General features: G+C 74.9%; 15 protein-coding genes. 1 reads left to right on the top strand and 14 read right to left on the bottom strand.

The window, feature by feature from the left end; genetic code table 11:
- Nucleotides 1-52: 52 nt before the first annotated feature.
- From hydA to ACIQGZ_RS12580, 3 genes are read right to left on the bottom strand one after another with little or no spacing between them, the layout of a single operon-like run.
- Nucleotides 53-1453, bottom strand: coding sequence for a dihydropyrimidinase (gene hydA, locus ACIQGZ_RS12590; protein ID WP_402601310.1), 1401 nt, complete (start codon nt 1451-1453; stop codon nt 53-55).
- On the bottom strand, nt 1450-2823 hold the full coding sequence (locus ACIQGZ_RS12585) for an aspartate aminotransferase family protein (protein WP_402601309.1): 1374 nt from the start codon (nt 2821-2823) through the stop codon (nt 1450-1452). Before ACIQGZ_RS12585 ends, hydA begins: the two co-directional genes overlap by 4 nt.
- A gap of 52 nt (nt 2824-2875) precedes the next feature.
- Nucleotides 2876-3718, bottom strand: coding sequence for a nitrilase-related carbon-nitrogen hydrolase (locus tag ACIQGZ_RS12580; protein ID WP_402601307.1), 843 nt, complete (start codon nt 3716-3718; stop codon nt 2876-2878).
- Nucleotides 3719-3998: 280 nt separating this feature from the next.
- Between ACIQGZ_RS12580 and ACIQGZ_RS12575 the strand changes: the two genes are divergently transcribed.
- Nucleotides 3999-4229 carry a hypothetical protein gene (locus ACIQGZ_RS12575; protein ID WP_402601305.1) on the top strand — a complete coding sequence of 77 codons (231 nt, stop codon included), beginning with the start codon at nt 3999-4001 and terminating at the stop codon, nt 4227-4229.
- Nucleotides 4230-4276: 47 nt separating this feature from the next.
- On the opposite strand, the gene ACIQGZ_RS12570 is transcribed toward ACIQGZ_RS12575, so the two are convergent.
- From ACIQGZ_RS12570 to ACIQGZ_RS12520, 11 genes are all read right to left on the bottom strand, one after another.
- Nucleotides 4277-5926: a DUF2398 family protein gene (locus tag ACIQGZ_RS12570; RefSeq protein WP_402601304.1), complete on the bottom strand. Its 1650-nt coding sequence runs from the start codon at nt 5924-5926 to the stop codon at nt 4277-4279.
- A gap of 172 nt (nt 5927-6098) precedes the next feature.
- The gene (locus ACIQGZ_RS12565; RefSeq protein WP_402601302.1) at nt 6099-6437 is read right to left on the bottom strand and encodes a YkvA family protein; all 339 of its coding nucleotides are present in this window, start codon (nt 6435-6437) and stop codon (nt 6099-6101) included.
- Nucleotides 6438-6499: 62 nt separating this feature from the next.
- On the bottom strand, nt 6500-7339 hold the full coding sequence (locus ACIQGZ_RS12560; protein WP_402601300.1) for a carbohydrate ABC transporter permease: 840 nt from the start codon (nt 7337-7339) through the stop codon (nt 6500-6502).
- Nucleotides 7336-8319 (bottom strand): carbohydrate ABC transporter permease, encoded by a 984-nt coding sequence (locus ACIQGZ_RS12555; protein WP_402601299.1) that lies wholly within the window; start codon nt 8317-8319, stop codon nt 7336-7338. Before ACIQGZ_RS12555 ends, ACIQGZ_RS12560 begins: the two co-directional genes overlap by 4 nt.
- Nucleotides 8316-9620: an ABC transporter substrate-binding protein gene (locus ACIQGZ_RS12550; protein WP_402601297.1), complete on the bottom strand. Its 1305-nt coding sequence runs from the start codon at nt 9618-9620 to the stop codon at nt 8316-8318. The genes ACIQGZ_RS12555 and ACIQGZ_RS12550 overlap by 4 nt, the downstream gene beginning before the upstream one ends.
- 116 nt (nt 9621-9736) lie before the next feature.
- Nucleotides 9737-10762 carry a LacI family DNA-binding transcriptional regulator gene (locus ACIQGZ_RS12545; RefSeq protein ID WP_402601295.1) on the bottom strand — a complete coding sequence of 342 codons (1026 nt, stop codon included), beginning with the start codon at nt 10760-10762 and terminating at the stop codon, nt 9737-9739.
- Between the two features lie 296 nt (nt 10763-11058).
- Nucleotides 11059-11736 carry a hypothetical protein gene (locus ACIQGZ_RS12540; RefSeq protein ID WP_402601293.1) on the bottom strand — a complete coding sequence of 226 codons (678 nt, stop codon included), beginning with the start codon at nt 11734-11736 and terminating at the stop codon, nt 11059-11061.
- Nucleotides 11737-11888: 152 nt separating this feature from the next.
- A complete protein-coding gene (locus ACIQGZ_RS12535) occupies nt 11889-12653 on the bottom strand; it encodes a hypothetical protein (protein ID WP_402601292.1) in 765 nt (254 codons plus the stop codon).
- Entirely contained in the window at nt 12654-13964 is a 1311-nt protein-coding gene (locus ACIQGZ_RS12530) for an ATP-binding protein (RefSeq protein WP_402601291.1), read from the bottom strand. It abuts the gene before it with no gap.
- A 157-nt stretch (nt 13965-14121) separates the two neighbouring features.
- Nucleotides 14122-15504: a glycoside hydrolase family 36 protein gene (locus ACIQGZ_RS12525; RefSeq protein ID WP_402601290.1), complete on the bottom strand. Its 1383-nt coding sequence runs from the start codon at nt 15502-15504 to the stop codon at nt 14122-14124.
- On the bottom strand, nt 15501-16529 hold the full coding sequence (locus ACIQGZ_RS12520; RefSeq protein ID WP_402601289.1) for an ABC transporter ATP-binding protein: 1029 nt from the start codon (nt 16527-16529) through the stop codon (nt 15501-15503). Before ACIQGZ_RS12520 ends, ACIQGZ_RS12525 begins: the two co-directional genes overlap by 4 nt.
- Nucleotides 16530-16705 lie beyond the last annotated feature (176 nt).

Here is a 16705-nt window from a genome sequence, read left to right as displayed (position 1 = left end):
CTGGGGGGTGCGGGCGGCTCAACCGAGGTACTGGCTCAACCGAGGTACTGGCTCAACCGAGGTACTGGCAGGTGGTACGCGGCAGATAGCGGCCGTGCCCGGCCCGGCCGAGGTAGCCGCCGCCGTCGATGACGACGGTGCCCCGGGAGAGCACGGTGCGGGCCCGGCCGGTGAGCTGCCTGCCCTCGTACGCCGAGTAGTCGACGTTCATGTGGTGGGTGGCGGCCGAGATGGTCTGCGGGGCGGCCGGGTCGTAGACGACCAGGTCGGCGTCGGAGCCGGGGGCGATGGTGCCCTTGCGCGGGTAGAGCCCGAACATCCGGGCCGGGGCGGCGCAGGCGAGCTCGATCCAGCGGCGGCGGGTGAGGTGGCCGTCCAGTACGGCCTGGTGCAGCAGGTCCATCCGGTGCTCGATGCCGGGCAGCCCGTTGGGGATCTTGGAGAAGTCGCCCCGGCCCAGCTCCTTCTGCCCGGCGAAGCAGAACGGGCAGTGGTCGGTGGAGACCACCTGGAGGTCGCCGGTGCGCAGCCCCCGCCACAGCGCGGCCTGGTGCTCCCGGGGGCGCAGCGGCGTGGAGCAGACGTACTTGGCGCCCTCGAAGCCGGGCTCCGCGAGGTTGTCGGTGGACAGGAAGAGGTACTGCGGGCAGGTCTCGCCGAAGACGTCGGCGCCCGCGCGGCGGGCGGCGGCCAGCTCCGCGACCGCCGAGGCGGCGGAGACATGGACCACGTACAGCGGGGCGCCGGCCACCCGGGCGAGGGTGATCGCGCGGTGGGTGGCCTCGGCCTCCAGCAGTTCGCGGCGTACCTCGCCGTGGGTGCGCGGGTCGGTGCGCCCGGCGGCGAGGGCCTGTTCCACCAGGACGTCGATGGCGATGCCGTTCTCGGCGTGCATCATCAGCAGCGCGCCGTTGGCGGCGCCCTGCTGCATGGCCCGCAGGATGCGGCCGTCGTCGCTGTAGAAGACGCCGGGGTACGCCATGAACATCTTGAAGGAGGTCACCCCCTCCGCCACCAGGGTGTCCATCTCCCGCAGGCTCTCGGCGGTCACATCGGAGAGGATCACGTGGAAGCCGTAGTCGATGGCGCAGTTGCCCGCCGCCTTGGCGTGCCAGGCGTCCAGGCCCGCGCGCAGCGAGCCGCCGACCGGCTGGATGGCGAAGTCGACGATGGTGGTGGTGCCGCCCCAGGCGGCGGCCCGGGTGCCGGTCTCGAAGGTGTCGGAGGAGAGGGTGCCGCCGAACGGCATCTCCAGGTGGGTGTGCGCGTCCACGCCGCCGGGGATCACATAGTGCCCGGTGGCGTCGATCACCGTACCGGCGGTCCAGCCGTCGGCCACCGCGCTGCCGGTGGCGGCGAGGGCGACGACCTGTTCACCCTCGATCAGCACATCGGCCCGGACCTCCTCGGCGGCGGTGATGACCAGGCCGCCCCGGACGACGGTGCGGGTCACCGGGGCCGCTCACTGCCGGCGGGCTCGCGGCCGGCCCGGTGCAGGGCCTCGATCAGCAGCCCGGCGCCCTCCTCGGCCTCGGCGGTGGTGAGGGAGAGCGGCGGTGCGATCCGCAGTGCGTTGCCCTGTCGGCCGCCCTTGCCGACCAGCAGCCCCAGCTCCCGGGCGTGCTCCAGCGCGGCGGCGGCGGTCTGCGGGGCGGGGTCGCCCGCCGCGTCCACCAGCTCCACACCGATCATCAGACCGCGCCCGCGCACCTCGCGGACGGCGGGCAGCTCGGCCGCCGCCGCGCGCAGCCGGGCGGCCAGCACGGCGCCGGTGGCGCGGGCGTTGCCCGGCAGGTCGTGGTCCAGCAGATGGCGCAGGTTGGCGAGGGCTCCGGCGGCGGTGATCGGGCTGCCGCCGAAGGTGGAGATGGAGTTGGCGCCCAGGCAGTCCATCACCTCGGCGCGGGCCACCACACCCCCCATCGACAGGCCGTTGCCGACGCCCTTGGCGAAGGTGAGGACGTCGGGCGGTCCGGCGGCGGCGTGCGCCTGCCAGCCCCAGAAGTGGTCGCCGGTGCGGCCCCAGCCGGTCTGCACCTCGTCGCTGATCCAGAGGATGCCGTGCCGGTCCAGCACCCGTTTGAAGGCCGCGTACAGGCCGTCGGGGCCCGAGGTGAAGCCGCCGACGCCCTGGATCGGCTCCGCGATCAGCGCGGCCACGGTGCCCTCGGCCTGGCCCAGGACGTCCTCCAGGTCCGCGACGCAGGCGGCGGTGAAGTCGGCGTCGGAGAGGTGGGCGAAGGGGCCCCGGGTGCGGACCCCGCCGTGCACATAGAGGGTCTGCAACGGGGAGAGGCTGGTGGGCGACCAGGAGGTGTTGCCGGTGACGCCGATCGTGCCGAAGGACCGGCCGTGGTAGCTGTTGCGCAGCGCCAGCACCTGGTTGGAGCGGCGGTGGGTGGTGGCCAGCAGCAGGGCGGCGTCATTGGCCTCCGTACCGGAGGTGGTGAAGAAGACCTTGGCGTCGGGGATGCCGGACAGCCCGGCGATCTGCTCGGCCAGCTCCACCATCGGGGTGGAGAGGTAGAGGGTGGAGGTGTGCAGGATGCGCTCGGCCTGCGCGGCGACGGCCCTGGTCACCTCGGGCAGCGCATGGGCGGTCATGGTGGTGAGGATGCCGCCGAAGAAGTCCAGGTAGCGGCGGCCCTCGGCGTCCCAGACATGGCGGCCCTCGCCGTGGGTCAGCTCGATCGGCTCGCGGTAGTAGGTGGCGAGCCAGGCGGGGGTGACCGCCCGGTGCCGGGCGTGCAGGGCGGCGTGCGCGCCGGTGGGGGCGGTGGCGTGGGCGGTGGCGTGGGCGGGGTGCGCCGGGGTGGTGGTCATGGCTGCCCTTCGTCAGGCGGGGGTGTTCTCGGGCGTCGGTGCGCTCAGCCGTTCAGGCGTCGGTGAGCGGTCCGTACGCGTCCGGCCGGCGGTCGCGGTAGAACGCCCAGCGACGGCGGACCTGCTGCACCAGGTCGAGGTCGAGATCCCGGACGACCAGCTCCTCGTCCCGGTCGGAGGCCACCTCGCCGACGAACCGGCCGCGCGGGTCCACGAAGTACGAGCAGCCGTAGAAGTCGTTGTCGCCGTACTCCTCCACGCCGACCCGGTTGATCGCGGCGATGAAGTACTCATTGGCCACGGCGGCGGCGGGCTGCTCCAGCCGCCACAGGTACTCGGAGAGGCTGCGGCTGGTGGCGGACGGGTTGTAGACGATCTCCGCCCCGGCCAGCCCGAGGGCCCGCCAGCCCTCCGGGAAGTGGCGGTCGTAGCAGATGTAGACGCCGATCCGGCCGACGGCGGTGTCGAACACCGGCCAGCCGAGATTGCCGGGCCGGAAGTAGTACTTCTCCCAGAAGCCCTCGACCTGGGGGATGTGGTGCTTGCGGTACTTGCCCAGGTAGGAGCCGTCGGCGTCGATGACGGCGGCGGTGTTGTAGGCGAAGCCCGGCCGCTCGACCTCGTACACCGGCACCACCAGCACCAGGCCCAGCTCCTTGGCCAGCGCCTGCATCCGCCGCACGGTGGGGCCGTCCGGCACCGGCTCGGCCCAGCGGTGGTGCTCCTCGGCCTGCACCTGGCAGAAGTACGGCGCGTTGAAGACCTCCTGGAAGCCCAGCACCCCGGCGCCCTGCTCGGCCGCCTCCCGGGCGTACCGCTCATGCAGCTCGACCATGGACTCCTGGTCGCCCGTCCACTTGGTCTGGACGAGGGCGGCGCGGACGATCCTGGGCATGCGGCTCCTCAACTCCGGCGCCCGTAGCGGCGCGGCCGCGCTCCGTCGCGGCGTACGGCCAGGGCAGACGAGAGCGGGCGACCACCGGTGGCGGTGCGCCCGCAGCCAACACGGAGAAGCCGATCACGGAGAGTGGCAGTACGACCAGCCTCCTATCGGGTGATTCCGGCGCGCGCCCCCACCGCGCGCCGGGGCGGCGCCCACCACCGGCCGTCCGTGCAGCACCCGGACTTCACGGGTATGTAAAGGCCGTTTAACACCGCTCTGGAAGGCTTGCCGCATGGAAGACACCCGGAACCGCGCTCCGCACCTGACCCTGGTCGGGTCGGCCGGCGTCCACCCCGGCCGACTGACCGGCTTCGGCCTGCCACTCCCCCGCCGCCACCGGCGCCAGCTCGCGGCGGCCGGGATCGCGGCCGCGCTGCTGCTCTGCGGCCTCTCCACCGGGACGGCCGTACAGGCCCTGCACGGCACCGCCGACGCCTCGGCGGCCGCACCCGCCGCCCGCTGAGGCCGCCCTGCGGCCGGGCCGCGCGAGCGGGCCGAGGTCGCAGCCGGTCAGTGCAGCTCGGCCAGGAGCAGCCCCGGGGCGGTCAGCCGGGCGTGGCGGCCGGGGCGTGGCGGGGGCTCGGCGGGGCGCGGGGCGTAGCGGGCGGCGGGCGCGAGGAGGGTCCAGCCGCCGGTGGGCGTGGTGCGCGCCCCGCGTACGTCGGTGGCCGTACGCCCCCCTGTGGCGGTCCGCGCCGGGTCGGCCGGGGCCATCAGCCGCATCCGGTGCAGCAGGTCCAGCACATCCCGGCGCAGGGCCGCGCGGTCCGCGAGGTAGCCGGGCCGCCAGTCCGCCCGGCCGCCGTACTCGTCAGCGATGTCACCGAGCACCCCGTCGATGGCCGCGTCCGGCACCGGCACCCCGGTCACCGGCCCGGCGGAGGCCGCCGCCGGGACCGGCCGCAACTGCTCCACCAGCCGCTCCGCCAGCAGCAGCGCGGACCGGGCCAGCGAACCGGCGCCGGGGAGGTCCAGGTCGGTCAGCTCGTCGGCGGGGTCGAGCAGCGCCACACCCTCGGCGCGGATCTCCGCCTCCAGGCCGAGGAAGTCCGCGAAGGTCTCCGCCTCCCGGCGCTGGCGGGTGCGCAGCCAGCCGCGCTCCCGGCCGGTCAGCTCGTCCAGCAGCACCACCGGGGTCTCGGCGAGCCGCCGCCGCACCGACAGGCGCTCCCCGTCCGGCCCGGGGTCGGCGGCGCGGCGTACCAGGTCGGCGCCGTCCTCGCTGGCCGCCAGCGGGCCCGCCACCAGCAGCCGGGCCAGCCCCTGGTCGACCACAACCAGGCCGTCCACCGCAACCAGGCCGTCCACCGCGACCGGGCCGTCCGCGGTGCCGCCACCGGTGAGGACCTGGCAGTCCGCCAGCGCCCGCAGCGCGTCGGCCAGCTGGGGTTCGGCCGCCGCCGCTGCCAGCCCGGCGTCCGCTGCGGCGGCCCGGACGGCGGCGCGCAGCCGGTCCGCCGGCAGCGGCTCGGGCGGGCCCGGCAGCTCCGGCAGTACGGACAGCGCCAGGGCCAGGCAGGCGTACGAGCCGGGAGGGAAGGGCGCCCCGCCGGGGCGGCGCAGCGGTCGGCCGCAGCCGCCGCCCAGGCCCGCCTTGAACAGCCGGGCGGCGGTGCCGTCCACCAGCAGCCGGTAGCCGAGGAACCGCTCGAACCGCTGGGCCAGCGCGTCCGCATGCCGCTGTATCGCCGGCAGCCCCGCCGCCCACGGCCCGGCGGCGGTGACCAGCGGGTGGGCCAGCAGCAGCCGGGCCGCCGCCCGCCGCTCCGCGCTCAGCGCGGCGTCCTCGCCGCCGGCCGCCGGTCGCAGCGGCCGGGCGTGGCGCGGCGTGCGGGTCTCGGCGGGCGCGTCCGCCTCGCGCTGCGGGGCGCGGCCGCGCGGGCTGCGGGCGGCGCCGTCGCGGAGCGCGGCGGGGACGGGCGCGGGGGCGGCCGGGCCGTGCCACCAGCTGGTGTGGGCGGGCAGCGGGGTGCCGGGGTGCGGGCCGCCGCCCAGGTGCCGGGCGCCGTAGAGGCCGAAGGCGGCCGTGAACAGGTCGTGGGCGTGTGGGGGCTCCGCCTGCTGGAACCACCCCGCGAGTCGCCGCAGGTCCTCCGGCGCCGCCCCGCCCCCCGGCCCGGTCAGCTGCATCACGGCCCCCGGGCGCCCGTACTCGTCCATCGCTCCCAGCCTAGGCGACGCCACGCGGCCGCACTGCCGCACACACCCGCCCGACCCAGCGGACCGTCACCACCCGGTGGCCACCGCGCCCCACCCGGCACATCCGCCCCACCGCACCCGCCGCCTGCCCGGGTGACGCCCGCTCAGCGGCCCGGCGCGGCCACCGGCGCCGTCAGGGCGCCGCCCGCTCCCACTGCACAAAGCGGCCGGACTCGCGGACCAGCGCCCGCAGCGCCCACATCAGCACCCCCGCGTCGTCCACCCAGCCGATCACCGGGATGACGTCCGGCACGGCGTCCAGCGGCGAGGCCAGGTACGCGGCCAGCAGCAGCGCCCCCGCCAGCGCCTTGCCGCGCGACAGGTACGGGTACTCGCCGCGCAGCGCCGTACGCAGCAGCCGGGGCGCCGCGCCGATCCTGGCCGCCAGCCGGGGCGCACCCGGGCGCCGGGTCTCCGCGTACAGCTCCCATGCCCGGCGCCCGCCGCGCCGCCCGCTCCTGCCCGTGGCCATCGGCCCACTCCTTCCCGCCGCGTCCCCGGTGGCATCCCTTCCCCGCCGGGCGCCGCGCCACCTCATTTGACGGCTCCGGCCGAGATGCCGCGCACCAGGAACCGCTGGAGCAGCAGGAACCCCACCACCACGGGGGCGCTGACGACGAGTGAGGCGGCCATCACCTGGTTCCAGTAGACATTGGACTGGGTGGCGTAGGACTGGAGTCCGACGGCCAGGGTGCGGGTGGCCTCGTCGGTGAGGACCGAGGCGAACAGCACCTCGCCCCAGGCGGTCATGAAGGAGTACACGGCGACGGCGGCGATGCCCGGCGCGGCGGACGGGACGATGACGCGCAGCAGGATGGCCGGCGGGGCGGCGCCGTCGACCCGGGCGGCCTCGTCCAGCTCGCGGGGGATGGAGTCGAAGTAGCCGGTGAGCAGCCAGATCGAGAACGGCAGCGAGAAGGTGAGGTAGGTGATGACCAGGCCGGTGCGGGTGGCGTAGAGCTGGAGGCCGAGGTGCCGGTCGAGGTTGACGAAGAGCAGGAACAGCGGCAGCAGGAAGAGGATGCCGGGCAGCATCTGGGTGGCGAGGACGACGCCGAGGAAGGTGCTCCGGCCCCGGAAGCGGTAGCGGCTGAGCGCATAGGCGGCCAGCAGCGCGAGCAGCACCGAGGCGGCGGTGGCCGCGCAGGCGACGACGGCGCTGTTGGCGAAGTAGCGGGCCAGCGGGACGGTGTGCCACATGTCGGCGTACGGCTGGACGGTGAGCCCGCTGGGCCACCAGGTGAAGCGCCCCTGCACGTCCCGCAGCGGTTTGAGGGAGGAGACCGCCATCACATAGAGCGGCAGCAGGGTGACGGCGGCGAGCAGGCCGAGCACGGCCCAGCGCAGCGGGCGGAACCAGCGGGACAGGATCACGGGGCCGCCGCTCCCGTCGCCGGCCGCCGCCGCAGCAGTCGTCCGGCGAGCAGCAGCAGCCCGACCGCGACCAGCAGGAAGACCAGCAGCAGGACCGACATGGCGGAGCCGAGGCCGAAGTTCCAGGTGATGAAGGACGCCTGGTAGATGTGGATGGAGATCAGGTCGGCGGCGGGCGGCGCGGAGCGGCCGAAGAGGGTGTACGGGGTGGTGAAGTCGTTGAAGGTCCACAGGAAGAGGACGATCACCAGCACCCGGTTGACCGGGGCGAGCGCCGGCAGCGTGATGGTGCGCAGTTGCCGCAGCAGCCCGGCGCCGTCCAGGGCGGCGGCCTCGTAGAGGTCGTCCGGTACGGTCTGTAGCCCGGCGGTCAGGGTGAGCAGCGCGAACGGCCAGCTGCGCCAGAGGTCGACCGCCACCAGCGACCAGAAGGCATGGCCGCCGATCAGCCAGAACGGCCGCTCGCCGGTGAGGTGCAGTTCGTCGACCAGCAGGGCGTTCACCATGCCGGTGTCGCGTTGCAGCATGAAGCTCCAGGTGATCACCGAGGCGTAGACCGGCAGCGCGTACGGCACCAGGAAGAGCGTGCGCAGCAGGCCGCTGCCCCGGAAGGAGCCGTGCAGCAGGACGGCGGCGGTGAAGCCGATCAGCCAGGAGCCGGCCACCACCAGGGCGGTGAAGGCGAGGGTGACGGCGAAGGAGGAGAGCAGCGCGGAGCCGATCGGTCCCTGGAAGTCCACCGCGACGCGGTAGTTGGCCAGGGTGGGGCCGGGGGCGGAGGTCCAGTTGCGGATCTCGTAGACGGTGACCCGGAAGAGGCTCATCACCACGCCCACCGCCATCGGGACGAGGTGGACCAGCAGTTCGGCGGCGAGCGCGGGCAGCAGGAAGAGGTACGGCAGCGCGCGGCCGGCCCGGGGCGCACGCGGAGCCGGGCGCCGGCGGGGGCGCGGGCGTGGCTGCGGCTGGGGGGCGCTCATGGGCCGGTCTGCATCTGGCTGTTGGCCTCGGCGAGCCGCGCCCTGATGACGGTGTCGTCCACCGTGGCGCCGGAGGCGGCGGCGGCCAGCAGCTCGCGGACGGCGTTGCCGACCAGGGTCTCGAACTGCGCCTCCTCGGGGATCATCGGCAGCGGCGCGGCGGTGGTGGCGAGCACCTGCCGGAAGACGCGCACCGTCGGGGTCCGGAAGACCGGGTCGTCGTAGGCGGCCGGGGTGACGGGCAGTGAGCCGAAGGCCTTGTTGAGGATCTGCTGCTCCTCGGTGCTGGTCAGGAAGCGGATGAGGCGCAGCGCGCCGTCGTGGTCGCGGGAGTCGGTGAAGGCGGCGATGTTGATGCCCGCGACCAGGCTGGTGACCCGCTGCCCGCCGGGTGGCAGCGGGTCGGGCAGCGGGATGGGCACCACGCCGTAGTCGGCGGGCTTCATCCCGTCGGCCTCGATCGCGGAGCTGCCGTTCGACTGGAGCATGACCATGGCGGCCCGGCCGGTGGCGAAGTCGCGGATGAACGGGGTGTCATTGGCGTACTCGACGCTGGAGGGGTTGGCGATCCGGTAGCGGCCGACCAGGTCCACGTACTGCTTGACCCCGGCGACCAGCTGCGGGCTGTCCAGCAGCGGGGTGGAGCCCCGGAACAGCTCCGCGCCGTGCTGCTTGCCGAAGATGAAGGCGAAGTGGGCGTTCTCGGTGTAGCTGGCGCCCTCCACGGACAGGCCCCAGCGGCCGTGGGCGGGGTCGGTGAGCCGCTTGCCCGCGCTGATCAGCTCGGCCCAGTCGGCGGGGGGCCGCAGTCCGGCGGCGGCGAAGAGGTGCTTGTTGTAGTAGAGGCCGTAGGCCAGCCCGTAGAGCGGTACCGCGACCGGGTCGCGGCCCGGGGCGCCGGTGGAGGCCATCGCGGCGGCGAGGAAGTGGGACCGGCCGCCGACCTTGGCCAGCGCCGCGCTGTCGAACGGGATGAAGGCGCCGGTGGCCTGGAGCGAGGCGGACCAGGTGTTGCCGATGTTCACCACGTCCGGGCCTCGGCCGGAGGCGGCGGCGGTGAGGATGCGGGAGAGCAGGTCGGACCAGGGGACCACCTCCAGCTTGACCTTGATGCCGGTCCGCCGCTGGAACTCGGCCAGCTCCGGTCGCAGGATGCGGCGGTCGGCCCCGAGGTCGGCCCCCTGGTTGCTGGCCCAGTAGGTCAGGGTGCGGCTGCCGTCCCGTCCCGGGGTTCCGCAGCCGCCGAGCACGGCGGCGACCAACGCGGCGGCGGTCGCGGCTGCGGCGGTACGGGTTCTCACGCGGGCGCCTCCGGGGCACGGGCGCTGCCGGAGGGGGTGGCAGCAGCTCGATGCAACCATTGGCGGGGATTGCGGTCAACTGTCCAGAGATGCGAGTCCTGCCCGATATGTCGGGCTCAGCGGGCGGCGGCCGGGTCCAGCGCCGCCGTGCTGCCGCGCCGGACCAGCTCCGGGCCGCTGACCTGGAGGTCACCGACCGCCTCCCCGGCGACCAGCGCCCGCAGCTGGTGGGCGGCCTGGGCGCCGTACGCGGCGATGTCCCGGCGCAGCGCGGTCAGCCCGGGGCGGATCAGCTCGCACAGCGGCGAGTCGTCCCAGGCGATCATGGAGACCTCGGCCGGCACCCGGATGCCGCGCTGCTGGGCGGTGCTCAGGCCGGAGACCGCCATCAGATCGTTGTCGTACACGATGGCGGTGGGCCGGTCCGCACCCTCCAGCAGCGCGGCGGTGGCGGTCGCGCCCTGCTCACCGGTGTAGTCGGCCTCCACCGTGGTGCTGCGCAGACCCAGTTCGGCGACGGCGGCGTCGAAGGCCGCCGAGCGCTGCCGGGTGTGCAGCAGCTCGGTGGGGCCGCTCACCCGGACGATCGACCGGTGGCCCAGCTCGGCCAGGTGCCGTACGACCAGCCGCGCGCCGTCCGTCTCGTCGTTCCACACCGCCGGGAGACTGCCGGACGCCACGGGCGAGCCGATCACCACGGCGGGCAGCTGCAACTCCTCCAGCGCCTCGATCCGGGGGTCTCCGATATGGACGTCGACCAGGAAGACGCCGTCCACCCGGCGGCTGGCCCACCACTCCCGGTAGACCGTGACCTGTGCCTGGACGTCCTCCGCCAGCGTGAACAGCAGGGCGACGCCGACCGTGGACAGCTCGGCCTGGATGCCGGAGATCAGCTGCATGAAGAAGGGCTCCACGCCGAGCGCGGGGGCCGGCCGGTCGATGACCAGGCCCAGCACGCCCGCCCGGCCGTCGGAGAGGGCCCGCGCGGCGCTGTTGGGCTGCCAGCCCAGCTCCTGGGCGATGGCCAGCACCCGGCGGCGGGTCGCCTCGGACACGCCGGGCTTGCCGTTGAGGGCGAAGGACACCGCCCCCTTGGTCACCCCGGCCCGACGTGCGATGTCCGCCATCGTCGGACGCTTCACCTGCTGCTCCTTCCGGCCCGGCCGGCCCCGCTCCGCCGGACGGCTCGCGCCGGTACAGCCCGTCGTCTGCCCACCAGTCTAGGCACCCGGGCGCGCCGGCCGGGCCCCGCCACCGCCACCCGCCGGACCGACCGGGTACGGCCGCGCGGCGCCCCTCGGAGCCCGCCGCCGGGCCCGCCGCCGGGCCGCCCGCTCGACCCCGCCTGGCCGCCGCGTCGTGGAGGCGCGACGCGCATCCGCCCCCGTGCGGATGCGCGCCGCCGATGGTACGTCAGCTCCCCGAGGGTCCGGGCCTGCTACTTCTTCTTGAAGTCCAGCCGGAAGCTGAAGAACCCGTCGTAGGTGCCACCGGTGACCGTCACCTGGGCCTTGCCGGCGGTGATCTTGCCGGAGATCTTGGCGCCCGCGTTGATGGTGCGCGGGGTGACCAGGCCGTAGCCCATCGAGGGGCGGCAGGCGAACGCCAGCGTGGCGGCGTTGAAGGTGTTGAGCACCGCCGCCTGGCTCTTGTGGGTGTCCGCCAGCTTCCCGGAGAAGGCGCCGGACTTCTTCCGGGTGTACTTCCAGTACCGCAGCAGCAGCCGGGGATCGCGCGGGTGGCCGGCCAGATCGACCGGGGAGACCGGGAGGACCACCGAGCTGTACAGCATGACGGAGCCGTTGGTCCTGGCCGCGCCCGCCGTGAGGCTGAAGTGGAACGGGTTCTTCTCGCTCTGCCGGCCGGCCTTCTGCGTCGGCGAGACGGTCAGGGTGGCGGGCAGCTTGTACGTGGCCTGCCCCAGGTAGCGGCGCTCGGCGCCCCAGGGGCCGCCGCAGTAGTCGTACTGCTTCACCGTCATGGCCGCGGTGCCCTTGTACACCTTGGCCTTCGGCTTCGCCGCCGCGACGGCCGGCGGCGCGCTCACCGCCCCCGCCACGACCGCCACGACGCCGATCGCGGCGACGGCCGCGGGCCTGAGGCCCTTTGCCTTCATCAGTCCTCCCGAATGGCTTGCGATGTGACCGGGTGCGCACGGCCCCCGGTGGGCTCCGGCCGAACAGCGGACCGGAGCCCCCGTCCATGGCCCCCGTTCCATGGCCCCGCTCCATGGTCGGGCCGCCGAACGCCCGCCGGACAGGGGAAACTTCACACTCCTCGGCCGGGCCTGCGGCGCGCCTCGATGAGCGGGCGGACCTCCGGATCGCGGAAGAAGCGGAAGTGGGTGACCGCGAAGGCGTGCAGCGGGGCCAGCAGCGGGCTGCGGGCCCGGCGGTCGCCCGGCGCCGCCGGGAAGGGCGGCTCGGGGCGGCGCCGGAAGACCCGCTCCAGCTCCCGTACCGCCTCGGCGTGCCGGAGCAGGAACTTGTCGACCGTCCGCTCGGAGACATGGGCGGTACGGGCCAGTTCCCAGCGGCTGGAGTAGTAGGGCAGCTGCTCCCAGACGGCCAGGTCGGTGGTGGACGGGATCAGCCGGTCCAGCCAGGCCGTGCCGTGCGCGGGCGGCCGGTAGCGGTCGCCGGACAGCGCGCCGCGCAGCCGCTCACCGGCCTCGGCGGCCCGGACCAGCTCGCGGATCTCGGCCCCGGGCGCCTCCTTGGTGAGCAGCCCGAGCGGCCGGTGGAACTGAAAGGCCGCGAGCAGGAACAGCAGCCGGCTGTCCTCGCTGTCGGCCGAGTAGACCACCGACCGCACCGAGCGGGCCGCCAACTGCCGCAGCGCGGCCAGCCCGCTCTGCTCGGACATCCGGCCGAAGTCCAGGTCGACGAAGGCGAGGTCGAACCGCTGCCCGTCCAGCATCCCGGCCAGCACCTCGGGGGTGAGCGCCCAGGCGACCTCGTGCCCGGTGCCGTCCAACGCCCGAGCCACGGCCTCGCCCGCCTGCATCACATTGTCGACCACGACGATGCGCACTCAGTCTCCTTCCGCCGACTGGGCCTGCCAGCACACCTCGACGGTGGTGCCGGGATGGTGGCTGCGCCAGCGGATGTCACCGCCGTGGGTGGCGAGCCAGTGCCGCAGGACCCGGGAGCTGCCGTACGGCGAGCCGTCGGCGGCCGGTTCGCCGTCGACCCCCGGGCCGTCGTCGGTGGCGGTCAGCAGGACCCGCCCCGGCCGGTGCGTCGAGCAGCGCACCTCGACCCGGTCGGCCCCGGCGTTGAGCGCATTGGTGAGCAGGTCGGGCAGCACCCGGCGGGCGATCTGGTAGTCCACCGGCGACAGCCGGGTGCGGGCGGAGTCCTCGTCGCTGGCGCAGCGCTCGCGCCGGGTGGCCGGGAGGGTGCGCATGACCAGGTCCCACAGCTCGCCGAAGGCCCGGGGGCCGCGGCGGTGCTCGCCGCTGAGCACGTCCTGCCTGGCCTCCTCCACCTGCATCATCGCCTCGCGCACCAGGCGGCGGACCTCCCTCAGCTGCGGGTCCGGCTCGTCCGCGTACTGCTGGAGCAGGCTGACGGCGTTGCGCGCGATGCTGTGCATGTCGACCGCCGTCCCCCGCCGCCACAGGCGGTGGCTCGCGACGGCGTGGCCGGCGGCGGCCCGCAGCGTGGCGTCGAAGGCGCCCCACAGCGGGTAGTAGCCGAGCGGCGTCGCGCAGAGCGCCAGATAGCCGGGGACGGTGAGCTGGGCGGCGCTGTCGTTGTAGGGGTAGAGGTAGCCGGCGAGCATGCCCGCGAAGACCAGGGGCAGCACCGGCCGCAGCCGCCGCAGTGCCGGGGCGGGCGGGCTGTCCACGCTGTACCAGCCGGGGTCGATCATCCCCTGCAAGGCCGCCGACAGCGCGTACAGGACGCCCAGCACGATCCCGGTGACGCGCTGCGCCGGGGTGAGGCCGGGCAGCGGCAGGACGCCGGTGAACAGCCAGAGGGCGAGGAAGACGCCGACGATCTCGGCCGCTCCGGAGGCGTCCAGGGTGGCCCGGCCCGAGGTGCCGAGCAGATGCGCGGCCAGCCGCCGCACGGAGGGCAGCCGGACGTCCAGCAGCCGTTCCAGGGCGCCGGAGCGGGTGTGCAGAAAGGCGAGGGCCACTCCGGCGCTGGTCAGCCCGAGCTGTACGACGGCCCGCAGCGGCTCGTCGGGCCGGGCCACCGCCAGCAGCACCCACATCCCGGCGACGCAGGCCGCGCGGAACCAGCAGCCCGCCCACCAGAGCACCGACGCGGCGCCCAGCGCCGTCCCGAACACCGCCTGCGCGGCTTCGTCCCCGCGCGCCGCCCCCCGACTCACGGCGGACAGCGTACGGCTGCCCCGGCGCCCGGACAAACTCCCAGGACCGCGACAAACCCTCGGCCGCTGCGGCTCCGGCCCGGCCCCCCGGCAGCGGCTGCCACCGGGGGGCCGGCCAGGATCGGACCGGGAGTCAGACCGGGGGCCAGGCCGGTGGTCAGCTCAGGGGGGTGACCAGGGGGGTGACCGGCGCGGGCACCAGCAGGGCGCGGGTCTGGGCCAGGCCCCAGGCGTCCAGGCCGCGCAGTGCGTCGCTGGAGGCGCGCAGGCCGCCGTAGGCCGCCACGGTCCGGGCCCAGTCCTCGCGGCGCTCGACCTCGGGGCGCAGCATCAGGCAGTCCGGGTCGTTGACCCAGAGCCGGCCGTGCTGCCAGGCGCGGGCGCGGACATTGCGGTCGGCGTTGTGCTGGCTGGGCTCGGAGGGGTGCCCGCTGGGGGCGAACCAGTACGCGGCGATGTCGGGGCCGACCCGCATGGCGTCCACGAACCCGGCCGCGGGCAATTGCGGGGCGCCGCAGCCGAGCAGGTAGGAGTCGGGGCCGATGGCCTCGCGGATCACCCGCAGCGCCTCCCGGTACGCCTGCACGCCGGTGACGTCCGCGTGGCGGCGGCCCTCGATCGCTCCGGCGTAGATGAAGTCGATCTTGAAGTAGTCGACGCCCCAGCCGCGCATGGTCCGGAAGACCTCGGCCAGGTACTCGGCGGCCGCCGGGTGGGTCGCGTCCAGTGCGGCGCAGCGGTCCCCGATGGCGTCGCCGGCGAAGACGGGTTCGCCGGTGGCCGGGTCGGTGACCACCCAGTCCGGGTGCTCGGCGTACAGGCGGCTCTCCAGGCCGACCAGCAGCGGGGCGGTCCAGATCCCGGCCCGGCGGCCCCGGTCGCGGATGCGGCCGATCAGCCCGGGGACGTCGCTGAACCGGCCGGAGGGGGTGAGCCAGTCGCCGGGCGCCGCCTGGTAGCCGTCGTCGATCTGCACCACGTCGACCGGCAGTTCCAGCTCGTCCATCGCGTCGAGGTTGTCGGTGATGTCCTGCTCGGTGACCGAGTTCCAGTACTGGTACCAGGAGCACCAGACCGTCGGCGCCGGGCGCAGCCGCTGCGGCGTCACCCCGGCCAGGGCGGCGAAGCCGTCCGCCCAGCCGGCCAGCGCCTCCTGGAGCGAGCTGCCGGGGGCGCTCACCCGGTGCAGCACCGGGGCGTCGGCGGAGACGTCGAGCACGCCGCCGGGCCGCAGCTCGGCACGGACCCGGGGCACCGTGCGGTCGGCCCGCTCGGTGCCGAAGACATGCACGGGGGCGCCGCCGCCGGGGTCGACGGCGAGCACGCCCTCGCCCTGGAAGACGCCCTCCGGCGGCACCTGGTTGTAGTGGCAGTCCATCGCCAGCGAGTTGGCCAGGGTGGCGCGGTACGGGACGGCGGTGACCGGGAGCGCGTCGGTGACGCTCCAGGACTGCCAGCCCTCGGCGTGCACCCGGGCCAGGCCGGGGTCGACCGGCAGCGCGGCGATCGGCTCGAAGCGGTCGGGGACGGCCGCGCTCATGAGGCCGCCTTCTGCTGCGGGAGGGCCGGGGCGGCGGTGGCGCCGTCGGCGTACAGCCAGCACAGCGCGCGGTGTCCGGTGCCGGTGCCGGACGCCGGGCTGAGCTGCGCCTCCGGGGGCCGCTGGGCGCAGCTGTCCATGGCGAACGGGCAGCGCGGCCGGAAGCGGCAGCCGTCGCCGACCACGATCTCGCGCCGCTCGGCGTCTCGCTTGGCCCGAGCGGCCAGCCGCACCGCGCGGGCGTCGCGCACCTGCTCGCGGGTGGCGCCGGCGCTGGGGGCGGCGGCGGCCAGCAGCTGGGTGTAGGGGTGCTTGGGGCTGAGGATGACCTCGTCGCTGGGGCCGCGTTCCACCACCTCGCCCCGGTACATCACCATGATCTCGGAGGAGAAGTGCCGGGCGGTGGCCAGGTCGTGGGTCACGTACAGCAGGGCGAGCCGGCGGTCGCGCTTCAGGTCGTCCAGCAGGTTGAGGATCTCCAGCCGGATGGAGACGTCCAGCATGGAGACCGGCTCGTCGGCGAGCAGCACATCGGGGGCGGGCGCCAGGGCGCGGGCGATGGCGACGCGCTGCCGCTGGCCGCCGGACAGCTCGTGCGGGCGCTTGCGGGCCACGTCGGCGGCGGGGGTGAGGTTGACCTGCCGCAGCAGTTCGGCCACGGCCGCGTCGGCGTCCGCGCCGCGCCGGGCCCGGCCGGTGGCCAGCAGCGGGCGGCGCAGGTGGTGGTCGATGGTGTGCGAGGGGTTGAGCGAGGCGAAGGGGTCCTGGAAGACCATCTGGACGGCCCGGCGGTACTCCTTGCCCCGGACGCCTTCCCGGCCGCCGAGCAGGATCTGCCCCTGAGCGGGCCGGACCAGCCGGGAGAGCGCCTTGAGCACGCTGGACTTGCCGCTGCCGCTCTCCCCGACCAGGGCCAGGGTCTGGCCGGCCCGCAGGTCGAAGGAGAGGTTCTGCACGGCGCGGAACGGCCTGCCGTGCGCCTGGGCATATTCGACGGTGAGGTCACGGACTTCGAGAGCGGTCACGGCTGCCGTCCTTCGATAAGGGAGCCACCGGCCCAGGGCCCGGCCGGGGGTCCGGGGGTCGTCCCCCGGGGGATCGCAGCTTCGACGGTGAGGTCACGGACTTCGAGAGCGGTCACGGCTGCCGTCCTTCGATAAGGGAGCCACCGGCCCAGGGCCCGGCCGGGGGTCCGGGGGTC

It is taken from the genome of Streptomyces sp. NPDC092296, assembly GCF_044755465.1.
Lineage (GTDB): Bacteria > Actinomycetota > Actinomycetes > Streptomycetales > Streptomycetaceae > Peterkaempfera.
This window is presented reverse-complemented; position numbering and strand designations above follow the sequence as displayed.